The following is a 15,047-nucleotide window of genomic DNA, read 5'->3' on the forward strand; positions in this document are numbered from 1 at the left end:
GACCCGCACCAGCGCTGCGTCGCCGCCTCCAGCCCGGCCAGCTCGGCACCGATCCGCCAGCCGTCGGCCGGCGCCACCAGCCCGGGCGCGGTGGCCAGCCCGTGCGCCAGCCGGTACGCGTCGTCGCCCAGCTCCCGGGCGACCCCGCGCAACAGCTCGGGCTCGACGGTGAACGGCTCCTCGGCCATCGGTGCCTCCCCGTGGGACAGGACGCCGGCAGGAGTGCCGGCGGCGGACGGACGAGCCCGGCACCGAACGGGAAACCGGGCAACGGGGACGCTAGGCGGCCGGCCGGCGTCGGCGCCGGCCCTGTGGACAACCGGCGGCACCGGTACGCCCCGGTTGTCCACAGGCCTTGCGCAGCGCCCTGCGGTGGCCAATGGTGGGCCGCGAGCGCCGGTAGGGTGAGCTTCGTGATCGTGGCGGTCGGCATCGACGTGGTGCTGGTGGACCGGTTCGCCCGGGCCCTGGCGCGCACACCGCTGCTCGCCGAGCGCCTGTTCACCGAGGCCGAGCGGCACACCCGCGCCGGCCACCCGCGCCCGCCCGAGTCGATGGCCGCCCGCTTCGCCGCGAAGGAGGCGGTGGCCAAGGCGCTCGGCGCGCCGGCCGGCCTGCACTGGCACGACTGCGAGATCGTGCCCGATCCGGCCGGCCGGCCCTGGCTGGCCGTCTCCGGCACGGTGGCCGCCGCCGCGGCCGAACGCGGGATCAACCGCTGGCACCTGTCGCTGTCGCACGACGGCGGGATCGCATCGGCGATGGTGGTCGCGGAACGGTGAGCCGACCCGGGCGGGCCGGCCGGCCCACCCGGGCAGCACGGACGGGACGGAGTGGCATGAGACCGGTGTGGCGGGTCGCGGACGTACGCGCGGCGGAGGCGGGCCTGATGGCCACCCTGCCGCCCGGGACGCTGATGCAGCGGGCGGCCGCGGGCCTGGCCCGCCGGTGCGCGCTGCTGCTCACCGATCGGGGCGGCGTCTACGGCGCCCGCGTGCTGCTGCTGGTCGGCTCCGGCGACAACGGCGGCGACACCCTGTACGCGGGCGCACACCTGGCCCGCCGGGGCGCGGCGGTCGCCGCCCTGCTGCTCACCCCCGGCCGCGCGCACGCCGACGGGCTGGCCGCGCTGCGGGCCGCCGGCGGGCGGCTGGTCGACCGGCCCCCGGCCGTGGTGGACCTGGTCCTCGACGGGATCGTCGGGATCGGTGGGACCGGCGGGCTGCGGGAGACCGCCGATCAGCTCGCGGCGAGCCTCGCCGAGCGCATCGGGCGGGACGGGACCCGGGCCACCGTGGTCGCCGTGGACGTGCCCAGCGGTGTCGCGGTGGACACCGGGCACGTCCCGCTCACCGCCTCGGGTCGGCCCTGCGCGGTCCGCGCCGACGTCACGGTCGCCTTCGGCGCGTTGAAGCCGGCCCTGGTGGTGGGCCCGGCCGCCGCGCTCGCCGGGCACGTCGAGCTGGTCGACATCGGGCTGGAGCCGTGGCTGCGCGGCAGCCCGGCGCTGCGCGTGGTGGAGTGGTCCGACGTCGTCGACTGGTGGCCGGCCCTCGGCGCGTCGTCGGAGAAGTACTCCCGGGGCGTGGTCGGGGTGGCGACCGGCTCGGCGATCTACCCGGGCGCGGCGGTGCTCTCGGTGAGCGGCGCGCTGGCCGGGCCCACCGGGATGGTCCGGTACGCGGGCGGCGCCCGGGCGGAGGTGCTGCACCAGCACCCGTCGGTGATCGCCACCGACCGGGTCGCCGACGCGGGCCGGGTGCAGGCCTGGGTCTGCGGCTCCGGGCTGGGCACCGGCGAGGAGTCGGCCGCCGAGCTGCGTGCCGTGCTCGCCGCGCCGGTGCCGGTGGTGCTCGACGCCGACGCGCTCACCCTGCTGGTCGACGGCAAGATGGCGGATCGGCTGCGCGATCGGGACGCCCCGATCGTGGTGACCCCGCACGACCGCGAGTACGCCCGGCTCTGCGGGGAGACCCCGGGGACGGACCGGGTGGCGGCGGCGCTGCGGCTGGCCGCCTGGATGAACGCGGTGGTGCTGCTGAAGGGCGACCGCACGATCATCGGCACCCCCGCCGGCCGGGCGTACGTCAACCCGACCGGCACCCCGGTGCTGGCCACCGGGGGCACCGGCGACGTGCTGGCCGGGCTGCTCGGCTCGCTGCTCGCCGCCGGGCTGGCCCCGGAGCGGGCGGCCGCCGCGGCCGCGTACCTGCGCGGGCTGGCCGGCCGGAGCGCGGTCGGGACCGGCCGCGCGGCTCACGGCCCACGGTGATCACCGGCGGAAGTAGGCTGGGGGCATGTGGCAGTCGGAGGTGCGCGTCGACCTGGACGCGATCCGGGAGAACGTGGCCCGGCTCAAGTCGGGCACCAGCGCCGAGCTGATGGCGGTGGTGAAGGCCGACGGGTACGGCCACGGCATGGTCCCGGCGGCCCGGGCCGCGCTGGACGCCGGCGCGGACTGGCTCGGGGTCTGCACCCTCGACGAGGCGCTCCGGCTCCGCCAGGAGGGGATCACCGCCCCCGTGCTGGCCTGGCTGCTCGACCCGGGCCTGCCGCTGCACGACGGGGTCACCGTCGGGGTCGATCTGGGCTGCGCCAGCCTCACCCAGCTGGACGAGATGATCGAGGCGGGCCGCCGGGCGGACCGTCCGGCCCGGCTGCACCTGAAGATCGACACCGGGCTGTCGCGCGGCGGGGCCACCGTCGCGGACTGGCCGGCCCTCCTGGAGGCCGCCGCCAAGGCCCAGGCCGACGGCCTGGTCGAGGTGGTCGGGGTGTGGAGCCACTTCGTGTACGCGGACTCGCCGGGGCACCCCACCACGGACCGCCAGCTCGCGGTGTTCCACGAGGGGCTGGAGTTGGCGGAGCGGGCCGGGCTGCGCCCGCGCTACCGGCACCTGGCCAACTCGGCCGCCACGCTGACCCGCCCGGACACCCACTTCGACCTGGTCCGCCCCGGCCTGGCGGTCTACGGCCTGTCACCGATCGCCGGCGAGCAGTTCGGCCTGCGCCCCGCGATGACCGCCCGGGCCCGGGTGATGCTCACCAAGCGGGTGCCGGCCGGCACCGGCGTCTCGTACGGCCACACCTATCTCACCGAGCGCGAGAGCAACCTGGCCGTGGTCCCGCTCGGCTACGCCGACGGGGTGCCGCGGCACGCCTCGAACACCGGCCCGGTGCAGCTCGGCGGCAAGCGGCGGACGATCTCGGGGCGGGTCTGCATGGACCAGTTCGTGGTCGACTGCGGCGACGACGAGGTGGCCGCCGGGGACGTGGCGACGCTCTTCGGCAGCGGCGCGGACGGCGAGCCCACCGCGGACGACTGGGCCGAGGCGGTCGGCACGATCAACTACGAGATCGTCACCCGCTTCGGCGGGGTCCGGGTGCCCCGCGCGTACGACGGCGAGCGGCCATGAGTCGAGGCTTCCGCGTGCCCCGGCCGCGGACCGCCGCCGGCAAGGTGGCCGGGGTGGTCGGCGCCGCCGTCGGGGTCGCCGCCGCCGGGCTCGCCGCGGGCGTGGTGAGCGAGCGGGTCCTGGTCCGCCGGCTCAAGAGCGATCCCACCGATCCGTACGCCCACGAGGTGTTCGGCCGGCAGCGGTACGACGAGGCGCGCACGCTGGAGATGCCGGACGGCACCGACATCCACGTGGAGGTGGTCGAGCCGACCCGCCCGGTCGCCGGGCACCCGACGGTGGTGCTGGTGCACGGCTTCTGCCTGGACATGGGGACGTTCCACTTCCAGCGCGAGATGCTCGCCGCCCGCGGCGACTACCGGATCGTCGCGTACGACCAGCCCGGGCACGGCAGTTCCGGGCGGCTGGAGACCGGCGAGTACGACCTCGCCACGCTGGGCCGGACCCTGCGCCGGGTGATCGACGAGGTCGCTCCCGAGGGGCCGCTGGTGCTGGTCGGGCACTCGATGGGCGGCATGACCATCATGGCGCTGGCCGAGCTGTACCCGGAGCTGTTCGGCGATCGGGTGGTCGGCACGGTGCTGATGGCCACCTCGGGCGGCCTGCTCGCCGAGACCAAGCTGGTGGCTCCCGCGCTGCTCGGCCGGGTCGGCGCGCCGGTGCTCTACATGATGAGCAACGCCACCCGGTACGGCGGCACGGTGATCGACAAGGCCCGCAAGTCGACCTCCAACGTCGCCTGGCTGCTCACCCGCAGGTACGGCTTCGGCACCGAGAGGCCCAGCCCGGCCCTGGTGTCGTACGTCGAGACGATGAACTCGCGGACGTCCGCCGACACGGTCACCCGCTACCTGCGCACCCTGGCCACCCACTCCCGGTTCCCGGCGCTGGCCGCGCTGGCCGGCACGCCGGTGCTGGTGATCGTGGGGGACAAGGACATGATCACTCCGGTGACCCACTCGGAGGAGATCGTCCGCCGGCTGCCGCACGCCGAGTTCGTCAAGATCCACGACAGTGGGCACGTGGTGATGCTGGAGCACGCCGACGAGGTCAACGCGGCGCTCGAACGCTTCCTGGAGTCGTTGTGAGCCGAGGTGGCGTTGTGACGGTGGTGGCCGAACTGAAGACGGTCGACGACACCCACGAGTTCGGCCGCCGGCTGGCCGGCCTGCTGCACGCCGGGGACCTGCTGCTGCTCAGCGGTCCGCTGGGCGCCGGGAAGACCGCGCTCACCCAGGGCATCGGCGCCGGTCTGGGCGTACGCGGTGACATCACCTCGCCGACCTTCGTGATCGCCCGGGTGCACCGGCCCGACCCGGCGCGGGGCGGCCGGGTGACCCTGGTGCACGCCGACGCGTACCGGTTGGGGGAGTCGGCGGACCCGCGCGCCGAGATCGACGACCTCGACCTGGACGCCTCGGTGGACGAGGCGGTGACCGTGGTCGAGTGGGGCGAGGGAATGGTCGAGCAGTTGGCCGACGCCCACCTGCGGGTACGCATCGACCGGCGGGAGGACGACACCCGGGTGGTCACCTGCGAGCCGGTCGGCGGAGACTGGGCGCAGCGGTTGGCCGCCCTGGACTGACGATTGTCGTACCTCCCGCCTACAGTGCCGGGGACCGATCACCCCGGCGGAAGGTTGCCGATGCCCGACGACGCGCCCACCCTCGACCTGCTGGCGCTCCTCCCGGACGCCTGGCGGACGGTGCTCACCCCGCACCTCGACGCCGCCCGCACGGCGGCGCTCGCCGAGTTCGTCGCCGTCGAGTACGCGAGCGGGACGGTCTTTCCGCCGGTCGAGGACCTCTTCTCCGCCTACCGGCTGTGCGGGCCGGCGGAGACCCGGGTGCTGATCCTCGGCCAGGACCCCTATCACCGGGCGGGGCAGGCGCACGGGCTGAGCTTCAGCGTGCGTGAGGGGGTGTCGGTGCCGCCGTCGCTGCGCAACGTCTTCAAGGAGTTGGGCGAGGACCTGGGCGTGCCGAAGCCGCGCAGCGGCGACCTGAGCGGCTGGGCGGCGCAGGGGGTGCTGCTGCTCAACTCGGTGCTCACCGTCCGGCAGGCCACCCCGGGCTCGCACGCGAACAAGGGGTGGGAGGAGTTCACCGACGCCACCATCCGGGCCCTGGACGCGCTCGACCAGCGGGTGGTCTTCCTGCTCTGGGGCGGGTACGCCCGCAAGAAGGCGGCCCTGGTCAGCAACTCGCAGCACGTGGTGCTGGAAGCGGGCCACCCGAGCCCGATGAACCCGCGCGGCTTCCTGGGCAGCCGTCCGTTCAGCGCGGCGAACAAGGCCCTCGCCGACGCCGGCCTGCCCACCATCGACTGGGAACGCTCAGCCGGCTGACCCGAGGCGCTGCCGGTGCCGGCGTAGCAGGTCGGCGGCGCGCGGGTCGGCCAGCTCGACCCGGACCAGCGGCTCGACGGGATAGCTCCGGCCGCCGTACCGCACCTCGACCGGCTGCGGCAACTCGTCGCACATCCGTGCCCGCAGCTCGCCGTGCAGGGTCTGCCACCGGTGCTCGCCCGGCTCCTCGGGCTCCAGCCGCAGCCCGCCCCACTCCTCCCAGCGCGCGTTCCAGCGCTGCGCGTAGGCCGCCTCGAGGAAGCCGGTGAGTCGGGGCGAGTCCCGCCAGCGCACCGCCACCTCGACGGCGCCCACCGGCAGCGGCGCGCCCTGCAGCAGCGCCGCCGAGCTCCCGGTCAGCACGTACGGCAGCTCGCCCAGCGCGTCGAGCATCCTGTCCAACCCGATCTCCCGGATCCGCTCGACCACGGATGCGTCGGCGAGCGCGTCGAGCGCCGCGTCCAGGTGGCTGTCCAGCGGCTCCACCCCGACCGTGAGTTGGACGTCCATCGCGGCGAGCAGCCGTTCCAGCACCGGCAGGCTCGGGATCCGGCTGCCCCGCTCGATGTGGGCCAGTGCGCCCTGGGTGAGCCCGACCAGGTCGGCCAGGGCCTGCTGGGTCAACTCCCGGCGTTCCCGTTCGTGCCGGATGGTGGTGGCGATCTGGCGGGCCAGGCGGCTGTCGGACACCCCACGATGATGACGAAGAGTGGAGAGCGACATGTCGCTCAGTCATATTCATGTCTCTCGGACATGTCGCTCTCAACCGGTGCGCCGGTCGGCGCGAGTCACCCTGGGTAGCGGGCCAGGCGGGCCTGCCCCTGGGCCGCCCCGCTCGCCCGGGCCCGGCGGCCGGCGGTCGTCGTCGCATGGGGACGGGCCGTGACCGGGCGTGACGGCAGGGCGGCTAGGCTGGCTTACCGTGCTCGTACTCGTGGTGGACTCCTCGACGCCTGCGGTGACCGCCGCCGTGGTCGAGGTCTCGGCGGACGGTGTCGTGGCCCGCGCGCAGCGGTGCACGGTCGACGCCCGGGCGCACGGGGAGCTGCTCGCCCCGCAGGTGGACGCGGTGCTGGCCGACGTCGACGCCCGCCCCGCCGATCTCGGCGCGATCGTCGCCGGGCTCGGCCCGGGACCGTTCACCGGGCTGCGGGTCGGTCTGGTCACCGCCGCCACCATGGGCCAGGTGCTCGGCATCCCCACGTACGGTGTCTGCTCGCTGGACGGGATCGGCCACCCGGTGGCCGTGGGCGAGCCGGTGCTCGTCGCCAGTGACGCGCGCCGCCGGGAGGTCTACTGGGCGGTCTACGACGGCGCCGGGCAGCGCATCGCCGGGCCGAACGTGGACACCCCGGGGGTCGCCGCCGAACGCGCCCGGGACCTCGCGGTCACCGTCGCGGTCGGCGACGGCGCCCACCGGTACGCGGAGGTCCTCGGCCTGCCCGTGCGGGAGGAGCCCCGCTATCCGGACGCCACGGCACTGGCCGTGCTGGCCGCCGAGCGGATCCGCGCCGGCGCCCCCGCCGAGCCGCTCAACCCGCTCTACCTCCGCCGCCCGGACGCCGTCGCGGCCACCGGCCACAAGCCGGTCCTGCCGTGAAACTGGACCGGTTCCGCTGGTGGCACATCGACGCCGTGCTGCCGATCGAGGCGGACCTGTTCGGCGCCGAGCAGTGGTCGCCGGCCATGTTCTGGAACGAGCTGGCGAACCGGCACCACTACCTGGTCGCCACCGACGACGACGGCAGCGTGCTCGGCTACGCCGGGCTGGCCGTCGCCCCGCCGGACGAGGCGTGGGTGCAGAACATCGCGGTCCGCCGGGACGCCCAGCGCCGGGGGATCGGCCGGCTGCTGCTGGAGGCCCTGCTCGCCGAGGCGGCCCGGCGCGGCATCCGTAGCACGCTGCTGGAGGTCGCGGCGGACAACGCCCCGGCGCAGCGGCTCTACGCCACGTACGGCTTCGAGCCGATCGGCGTGCGGCGCGGCTACTACCAACCGAGCAACACCGACGCGCTGGTCATGCAGCGCACCGAGGACTGACGAGCATGGCTGACGAACCACTGATCCTGGGCATCGAGACGTCCTGCGACGAGACCGGGGTCGGCATCGTACGCGGGCACACCCTGCTCGCCGACGCGCTGGCCTCCAGCGTCGAGGAGCACGCCCGGTTCGGTGGCGTGGTGCCGGAGGTGGCCAGCCGCGCCCACCTGGAGGCGATCGTGCCGACCATGGACCGGGCACTGAAGGAGGCCGCGGTGACCATCGCGGACATCGACGCGATCGCCGTCACGTCCGGCCCGGGCCTGGCGGGTGCGCTGCTGGTCGGGGTCGCCGCCGCGAAGGGGTACGCGGTCGCCGCCGAGAAGCCGGTGTACGGGGTGAACCACCTCGCCGCGCACGTCGCGGTGGACACCCTGGAGCACGGGCCGCTGCCCGAGCCGGCGATCGCGTTGCTGGTCTCCGGTGGGCACTCCTCGCTGCTGCGGGTCGACGACCTGGCCCGGGAGGTCACCCCGCTCGGCTCGACGATCGACGACGCGGCCGGCGAGGCGTTCGACAAGGTGGCCCGGCTGCTCGGGCTGCCGTTCCCCGGCGGCCCGTACATCGACCGGGAGGCGCGGGCCGGCGACCCCGCCGCCATCGCCTTTCCGCGCGGCCTGACCGCCGCCAAGGACCTGGTCGGGCACCGCTACGACTTCTCCTTCTCCGGCCTGAAGACCGCGGTGGCCCGCTGGGTGGAGGCGCGGCAGCGGGCCGGCGAGGCGGTGCCGGTCGCCGACGTGGCCGCGTCCTTCCAGGAGGCGGTCTGCGACGTGCTGGTCGGCAAGGCGCTGGACGCCTGCCGCAGCAGCGGCATCGACACGCTGGTGATCGGCGGCGGGGTGGCGGCCAACTCGCGGCTGCGGGCGATGGCCGAGCACCGGGCGGCCAAGCACGGCGTCCGGGTGCGTACGCCCCGGCCGAAACTCTGCACCGACAACGGCGCGATGGTGGCGGCGCTCGGCTCGCACCTGGTCGCCGCCGGCGTCGCGCCGAGCCGCCTCGACCTGCCCGCCGACTCGGCGATGCCGCTGACCGTGGTCAGGGTCTGACCGGGAGGGACCGACGTGATCGTGCGCATGTGGGAGGCGAAGGCCGAGCCGTACGGCTTCGCCGACCTGATCACCTGGGTGTGCGAGACGGCACTGCCCGACTTCGACCACGACCCGCTGCACCTGTCCAGCGAGGTGTTCTCGTCCACCGATCACCGGCTGGTGGTGATCTCGAAGTGGCGGAGCAACCCACGCGCCCTGCCGGACCCGCCGCCGACGCTGGTCGCCCGCCCGCCGCACACCTGGGACTTCACCCAGGTCGACCGCTGACGGCGGGCGGCCGACCGGGCGAGGTCAGTTGCGGCGCAGGATGCGCCAGGTGGCGTAGCCGGCGGTGAGCAGGGCGAGGAGGAACACCGCCCAGACCACGGTGGTGCTGACCTGGACCCCGCCGCCGCTGCCGACGTTGGCCCCCGCCGCGGCGACCAGCGAGTCGCTCTGGGCCGGGGGCAGCGCCGCGGGCGGGAGCTGCTGCCAGCGGACCAGGCCGGTGCTCTCCAGCATCGTCATGTGGTCGTTGACGAACTTGTTCGCCTCCTCGGCGAGCTTGCGGACGATGGGATCCCGGGTGCTGGCCCGGACCGCGCCGATCACCGGGAAGATCTTGCCGTGCGCCACCCGGAGCCGGGTCACGAAGATCTGGTCGAACTGGTTGCCGGTGGCGTTCTGCATCTCGGTCAGCCACCCCTGCTGCTGGGTGGTCGGGGTGGTCGGCAGGGTCGCCCCCAGCCGGTTCGCCGCCTCGACACACAGCCGGTCCAGCACCTCGTGCTGGCGGGCGATCTCCGCGCCGATCTCGCGTACCCGCTTGGACTGGCCCTTCTCGGCGGCCATCTGCCCGGCGGGCATCTCCCAGAGGCCGGCCAGCCGGACGCCGTTGAGCAGGGTCATGTCGGCGGCGTTGAGCTGCTGACCGGGTGCGGGCGCGGCCGACGCCGTGGCGGGGAGGACGCCGATGCCCGCGACGAGCGCGACGAGCAGCAGCATCACCCGGTGCGCCAGCCGGCGGCGTACGGATTCCAGCGGTGCCATGGTTGCGGTGCCTCCTCGGGGACCGGTACGCGGATGTCGCGGACGGTCGCGCCGACGGCGCCCGTCCGGACACTGGTACGGATCACGGCACCGGTCGGTTCACCGGGTGGACCGGGTGCGGGGGCCCGCTCTGTCGGCCCCCGCACCCGGCGGCTATCCGGCGTAGGTCTCGAATTCGGCGACCTTCGGCGTGCCGGTCGAGCTGACGATCTTGAAAGTGATCTTGCGCAGCGAGGTCGGGGCGAAGGTGATGACGCCCGCTCCGCTGCCGGAGGTCAGCACGGCCCCCGTGTCGTAGTTGATGACCTGCCAGGCCCCGATGGTGCCGACGGCGCCGGCCGCCTCACGGATGATGATCCTGGAGACCGTGGTGTTGGAACCCCACTTGATCGAGACCTCACCGGTGGACCCGGCCGGCGACCAGTAGGTGCTCATGTCACCGTCGCGCACGTTGCCGTAGCTCGTTCCGCTGGCCTTGCTGGAGCCGTCGGAGTCGGCCCCGATGCTGAGGTTGGTTCCGCTCGGCGTGGTCGGCGCCGGGGTGGGGCTGGTCGGCGCCGGGGTGGGGGTGGTCGGTGCGGGCGTGGGGCTGGTCGGCGTCGGCGACGGTTGCTGCGGCGAGCAGCTGCCGTCCGACACCTTCAGGCCGGTGTTGGCGCCGGCCGTCTGCCGGACGATGTCCGGCACGCAGCTCGCGCCGTCGAGGGTGTAGGCGTAGGGGATGCTGACGCTGGTGTTGGACTGGGGGTTCGGCCCGGCCGGGTGATTCTCCGTGCCCGGGGCGGACCAGGTCACGTTGTCGTAGATGTTGCCGCTGACCTGCCAGTAGCCCAGCTCGTCGGTGTAGAACGTGCCGAGGACGTCCTTGGAGTCCTCGAAGTAGTTGTTCTCCACCTTGGCGTGCGCGCCCGCCCGGGAGTTGATGCCGGACTTGCTGAGCCCCACGTAGTGGTTGTTGTACATGTGGGCGGTGCCGCCGCGCAGCAGCGGCGTACGGGAGTCGATGTTCTCGTAGCGGTTGTGGTGGAAGGTGATGTAGCTGTTCGACAGGTCGCTCTCGCTGGACCCGATGAGGCCGCCGCGGCCGGAGTTGCGCAGGATGCTGTAGGACAGCGTCACGTACTGGGTGTTGTCCTTCATGTCGAAGAGGCCGTCGAACCCCTCGTCCTCGCCGCCGGAGGCTTCCAGGGTGGCGTGGTCGACCCAGATGTTGCGGACGCTGCTCTCCATGCCGATGGCGTCACCGCCGTTGGAGGTGGGCGAGCCCGACTTCTTGACGTTCCGGACCGTGACGTTCTGGATGATGATGTTGCTGGAGTCGCGGATGTGGATGCCCAGCTGGTCGAAGATGGCCCCGCCGCCGACGCCGATGATGGTGACGTTGCTGATCTCCTTGAGTTCGATCTTGTCCTCGGCGGTGTTGCAGCTGGCACCGGACACCTTGCTGGTGTTGCCGTGGTTGATGGTCCCCTCGACCTCGATGGTGATCGGGGTGCTGCTGCTGGCCCGATTGCACAGGGCCGCGTGGATCTGGGTGCCCGTGGTGGCGCGTACCGTCTGCCCGCCCGCGCCGCCGGTGGTTCCGCCGTTGCGGGTCGCGTAGCCGGTGGCGCTGCCGGTCGCTGCCGAAGCCTGGGGTGTCGGCAGCACCAGGCCGATCGCGGCCCCGATGGCCGTCGTCGCGAATGCCGCCTGGAGTCCTCGTACTACTGGTCGTCTCATCCTCGCCTCACCTTCAGTCATCACTGGTGGGTGTTGCTCTGGTCAGGTCCCCGGCCCCTGGAAAGCGCTTTCCAAGACGAGAATAGAGAGACGTCTATAGTTGTGGCAAGGTGTGTCCGGCGGTCAGCCGACGTCGAGCGGGTCGGCGAGGAGCCGCTCGAAGGCCAGTTCGGCCGCCCCGACGAGCGCCGCGTCGTCGCCGAGCTTCGGAGTGCGCAGCCGCACGTGCTCGAGGCAGGCGGGCAGTCCGTTGGAGTTGAGCCGGCTGCGCACCTGCGCGGCGGCGGCCAGGTAGAGGTCGCGCATGGTGCCGCCGAAGATGACCATTTCCGGGTTGAAGATGTTGACCAGGTTGGCCACGCCGAAGCCGAGCCAGTCGCCGGCCTGCCGGACGGCGGCCTGGGCGCGGGCGTCGCCCCGGTCGGCGGCGTCGAAGACGGCCAGCATCGCCTCCCGGCCCCGGGCGTCGGAGCGGCCGGCGGCCCGGAGCAGCGCGTGCTCACCGATCTCCGTCTCCCAGCAGCCCCGGCGGCCGCAGTCGCAGAGCAGGCCGTCCCGGACCACCACCATGTGGCCGACCTCGCCGCTGTACCCGCCGTGCCCGGTCAACCGCCGCCCGCCGGCGATGATGCCCGCCCCGACGCCGACGTCCCCGTACAGGTAGATGACGTTGTCGCAGCCGGCGGCGGCGCCCCGGGCGTGCTCGGCGAACGCGGCCACGTCGGCCACGTTCCCCACGGTGATCGGTACGTCGATACCCAGTTCGGCGGCGAGCGCGGCGCCGATCGGCTCGTCCACCCAGCCGGTGGTGGGGCTCAGCCGGACCAGCCCGTCCTCGCGGCGGACCATGCCGCAGACCGCGACGCCGGCGCCGACGCAGATGGAGTCGGCCGGCACCGACTGGTGCATCTCCTTGACCGCGCCGGCCAGCAGCGGCGCGGCCTCCCCGGCGACCAGGTTCCGGGGCCGGTCCAGTTCCCGGCTGTCGAGCACCTCACCGCCGAGACCGACCCGCGCGGCCCGCAGCCGGTCCACCTCCACGCTGTACGCGTACGCGTAGATCCGGGCCGACTCGGGCCGGACGACCAGCGAGGGTCGCCCGGCCCGGCCGGTCTCCTTCGGCGTCCCCTCGCTGACCAGACCGGCGCCGGCCAGGTCGGCGGTCAGCGCGCCGATGGTGCTGCGGTTGAGCCCGAGCGCGGTGGTCAGCTCCGCGCGGGTGGTCGCCCCGTGCACGTGCACGTAGCGGAGCAGTGCGCCCAGGTTCTGCCGACGGATCTCGTCCTGACTCGGTCCCGCGCGCATTGCCACAGCCATGTCCGTGCGGGGTTCAGCGGGTGCCGGTCGCGGCGGCCCGCCGCCGGGAGAGCGCGTCGATGGTGGCGGCGGCGAGCAGGACCACGCCGGTGACCACGTACTTCACCCCCGAGCTGTACCCCATCAGTCCCATACCGTTGTCGATGACCGCGACGACCGCGCCACCGAGCACGGCGTCGAGGACCCGGCCCTTGCCGCCGAAGAGGCTGGTGCCGCCGATCACCGCCGCGCCGACGGCGTAGAGCAGTACGTTACTGCCACCGGTGTTGGGATCCACCGAGTTGGCCCGGCTGGCCGCCACGATGCCGCCGATCGCCGCCATCGTGGAGCAGATGACGAAGACGGAGATGCGGATCCGGTCGACGTTGATGCCGGCCCGGCGGGCCGCCTCGGCGTTGCCGCCGACCGCGTAGACGTGCCGGCCGTAGCTGGTCCGGTGCAGCACGAAGGTCCAGAGGACGAGCAGCAGCGCGATGATCGGCACCACGATCGGCACGCCCTTGACCGAGCTGATCAGGGCGAGGCGACTGCGTTCCTGGTTGAGGATGAACACCGGCACGCCGAGGACGACGCCCAGCCCGACGATGCGGGCGGCGATCACTGCGATCGGGTCGGTGAGCAGGCCGCGGGCGGCCCGGTTGCGGTGCCGCAGCAGCTGCACCGCGGCGTACCCGGCGACGGCCACCGCGGCCAGCGCCCAGCCCAGCGCGGGGGAGAGGTTGCGGTTGGCGATCGCGACGAGGGTGTCGTCCCGCACCGAGATGTTGGCGCCCGACTTCATGAGCATCAGCACGACGCCCTGGAAGGCGAGGAAGCCGGCCAGGGTGACCACGAAGGACGGGATGCCGACCTTCGCCACCAGCAGGCCGAGCACGGTGCCGATCACCACGCCGGTGACGATGGCGGCGAGCACCGCGACGTACCAGGGGTAGCCGAGCACGGTGACCACGTTGGCCAGGATGGCGGCGCAGACGCCGCTGGCGAAGCCGGCGGAGAGGTCGATCTCACCGAGCAGCAGGACGAAGACCAGGCCCATCGCGATCAGCGTGACCGCGGCGCCCTGGGTGAACAGGTTCGCGAAGTTGCCGGCGGTGAAGAACGACGGACGGGCGATCGAGAAGCCGACGCAGAGCGCGAGGAGCATGAACACCGCGGGCAGCGCACCGATGTCGCCACCGCGTACCCGGCGCCAGTAGTTGTTCAGGTGGGTGCCGACGGTCGGCGCCGGCGTGACGGCGGCGGGGCCTTCCTTCTTCACGGCGGTGGTGGTCATCGGACGGCTCCTGGGGTGGTGTCGGCGGGCGCGGCGCCGTTGCCGTTGGCGGCGGGTTCGGCGGCGAGGCCGAGGTTGCCGGAGCGGCCGGCGGTGATCAGCTCGACCACCTGCGAGTGGGTGATGTCGGTGGTCTTCACCTGGGCCACCATCTGGCCGAGGTAGAGCGCGGCGATCCGGTCGGAGACGGCGAAGACGTCGTTCATGTTGTGCGAGATGAGCACGACGGCCAGGCCGTTGTCGGCCAGCCGGCGGACCAGCTCCAGCACCTGGGCGGTCTGCGCGACGCCGAGCGCGGCGGTCGGCTCGTCCAGGATGACCAGCTTGCTGTTCCAGAGCACGGCCTTGGCGATGGCGACGGTCTGCCGCTGGCCGCCGGAGAGGCTGGCGACGTGCTGGCGCAGCGACTTCACGGTGCGGACGCTCAGCCCGGCCAGGGTCTCGGCGGCCATCTGCTCCATGGTCGGCTCGTCGAGCACGATGCCGCTGCGCTTCTCCCGGCCGAGGAACATGTTCTGCACGATGTCAAGGTTGTCGCAGAGCGCGAGGTCCTGGTAGACGACCTCGATGCCGAGCGCGGCGGCGTCCCGCGGGCTGTTGATGCTCACCGGCCGGCCGTCGAAGAGGAACTCGCCGGCGTCGGTGGGGTAGATGCCGCTGATGCACTTGACCAGGGTCGACTTGCCGGCGCCGTTGTCGCCGACCAGCGCGGTGACCTCGCCGGCGTGCGCGGTGAAGGCGACGTCACGCAGCACCTGGACGGGACCGAAGCTCTTGTCGATCCCGCGTAGCTCCAGCAGGGGGGTTGCGGACACGGGGTTCTCCTTTGGATGGAGGGAGATCTCGGA

The 15,047-nt window shown here is 73.4% G+C and carries 16 protein-coding genes and 1 pseudogene; 10 read left to right on the forward strand and 7 right to left on the reverse strand.

The annotated features are described in order from the left end of the window. A pseudogene (locus tag EFE23_RS18795) lies at window positions 1-188 on the reverse strand (hypothetical protein); the annotation flags it as partial. A gap of 225 nt (window positions 189-413) precedes the next feature. Here EFE23_RS18795 and EFE23_RS18800 point away from each other — a divergent pair. Genes EFE23_RS18800 through ung form a run of 6 tightly spaced genes read left to right on the forward strand, consistent with a single transcriptional unit; the run spans window position 414 to window position 5,763 of the window. Next, window positions 414-782 (forward strand): holo-ACP synthase, encoded by a 369-nt coding sequence (locus EFE23_RS18800; protein ID WP_123242279.1) that lies wholly within the window; start codon window positions 414-416, stop codon window positions 780-782. A 56-nt stretch (window positions 783-838) separates the two neighbouring features. Further along, the gene (locus tag EFE23_RS18805) at window positions 839-2,272 is read left to right on the forward strand and encodes an NAD(P)H-hydrate dehydratase (protein ID WP_123242253.1); all 1,434 of its coding nucleotides are present in this window, start codon (window positions 839-841) and stop codon (window positions 2,270-2,272) included. 25 nt (window positions 2,273-2,297) lie between these two features. Further along, window positions 2,298-3,416: an alanine racemase gene (alr, locus tag EFE23_RS18810; protein WP_123242254.1), complete on the forward strand. Its 1,119-nt coding sequence runs from the start codon at window positions 2,298-2,300 to the stop codon at window positions 3,414-3,416. Then, window positions 3,413-4,504, forward strand: a complete 1,092-nt coding sequence (locus EFE23_RS18815; protein ID WP_123242255.1) for an alpha/beta fold hydrolase — start codon at window positions 3,413-3,415, stop codon at window positions 4,502-4,504. Before alr ends, EFE23_RS18815 begins: the two co-directional genes overlap by 4 nt. 14 nt (window positions 4,505-4,518) lie before the next feature. Continuing rightward, complete coding sequence (gene tsaE / locus EFE23_RS18820; RefSeq protein WP_123242256.1) at window positions 4,519-5,001, forward strand: tRNA (adenosine(37)-N6)-threonylcarbamoyltransferase complex ATPase subunit type 1 TsaE; 483 nt, start codon at window positions 4,519-4,521, stop codon at window positions 4,999-5,001. A 60-nt stretch (window positions 5,002-5,061) separates the two neighbouring features. Next, complete coding sequence (gene ung, locus EFE23_RS18825; RefSeq protein WP_123242257.1) at window positions 5,062-5,763, forward strand: uracil-DNA glycosylase; 702 nt, start codon at window positions 5,062-5,064, stop codon at window positions 5,761-5,763. On the opposite strand, the gene EFE23_RS18830 is transcribed toward ung, so the two are convergent. Continuing rightward, complete coding sequence (locus EFE23_RS18830) at window positions 5,752-6,453, reverse strand: helix-turn-helix domain-containing protein (RefSeq protein ID WP_123242258.1); 702 nt, start codon at window positions 6,451-6,453, stop codon at window positions 5,752-5,754. The genes ung and EFE23_RS18830 overlap by 12 nt on opposite strands. A 232-nt stretch (window positions 6,454-6,685) precedes the next feature. Here EFE23_RS18830 and tsaB point away from each other — a divergent pair, with 232 nt between their 5' ends. The 4 genes from tsaB to EFE23_RS18850 are packed head-to-tail and all read left to right on the forward strand — an operon-like array spanning window position 6,686 to window position 9,125. Then, complete coding sequence (gene tsaB / locus EFE23_RS18835) at window positions 6,686-7,363, forward strand: tRNA (adenosine(37)-N6)-threonylcarbamoyltransferase complex dimerization subunit type 1 TsaB (protein ID WP_123242259.1); 678 nt, start codon at window positions 6,686-6,688, stop codon at window positions 7,361-7,363. Further along, a complete protein-coding gene (gene rimI, locus EFE23_RS18840) occupies window positions 7,360-7,803 on the forward strand; it encodes a ribosomal protein S18-alanine N-acetyltransferase (protein WP_123242260.1) in 444 nt (147 codons plus the stop codon). The genes tsaB and rimI overlap by 4 nt, the downstream gene beginning before the upstream one ends. A 5-nt stretch (window positions 7,804-7,808) precedes the next feature. Then, on the forward strand, window positions 7,809-8,855 hold the full coding sequence (gene tsaD / locus EFE23_RS18845; RefSeq protein ID WP_123242261.1) for a tRNA (adenosine(37)-N6)-threonylcarbamoyltransferase complex transferase subunit TsaD: 1,047 nt from the start codon (window positions 7,809-7,811) through the stop codon (window positions 8,853-8,855). Between the two features lie 15 nt (window positions 8,856-8,870). Continuing rightward, window positions 8,871-9,125 carry a hypothetical protein gene (locus tag EFE23_RS18850; protein WP_123242262.1) on the forward strand — a complete coding sequence of 85 codons (255 nt, stop codon included), beginning with the start codon at window positions 8,871-8,873 and terminating at the stop codon, window positions 9,123-9,125. Window positions 9,126-9,149: 24 nt separating this feature from the next. On the opposite strand, the gene EFE23_RS18855 is transcribed toward EFE23_RS18850, so the two are convergent. From EFE23_RS18855 to EFE23_RS18875, 5 genes are all read right to left on the reverse strand, one after another. Beyond that, window positions 9,150-9,887 (reverse strand): DUF4142 domain-containing protein, encoded by a 738-nt coding sequence (locus EFE23_RS18855; RefSeq protein WP_123242263.1) that lies wholly within the window; start codon window positions 9,885-9,887, stop codon window positions 9,150-9,152. A 153-nt stretch (window positions 9,888-10,040) separates the two neighbouring features. Then, window positions 10,041-11,609: a pectate lyase family protein gene (locus EFE23_RS18860; RefSeq protein ID WP_123242264.1), complete on the reverse strand. Its 1,569-nt coding sequence runs from the start codon at window positions 11,607-11,609 to the stop codon at window positions 10,041-10,043. Window positions 11,610-11,732: 123 nt separating this feature from the next. After that, entirely contained in the window at window positions 11,733-12,914 is a 1,182-nt protein-coding gene (locus EFE23_RS18865; RefSeq protein ID WP_123242265.1) for an ROK family protein, read from the reverse strand. 25 nt (window positions 12,915-12,939) lie between these two features. After that, window positions 12,940-14,199 carry a sugar ABC transporter permease gene (locus tag EFE23_RS18870; protein WP_123242266.1) on the reverse strand — a complete coding sequence of 420 codons (1,260 nt, stop codon included), beginning with the start codon at window positions 14,197-14,199 and terminating at the stop codon, window positions 12,940-12,942. Next, the gene (locus EFE23_RS18875; protein ID WP_123242267.1) at window positions 14,196-15,014 is read right to left on the reverse strand and encodes an ATP-binding cassette domain-containing protein; all 819 of its coding nucleotides are present in this window, start codon (window positions 15,012-15,014) and stop codon (window positions 14,196-14,198) included. Before EFE23_RS18875 ends, EFE23_RS18870 begins: the two co-directional genes overlap by 4 nt. Between the last annotated feature and the right edge of the window lie 33 nt (window positions 15,015-15,047).

The organism is Micromonospora solifontis (assembly GCF_003725545.1).
Taxonomy (GTDB): Bacteria; Actinomycetota; Actinomycetes; order Mycobacteriales; family Micromonosporaceae; genus Micromonospora; species Micromonospora solifontis.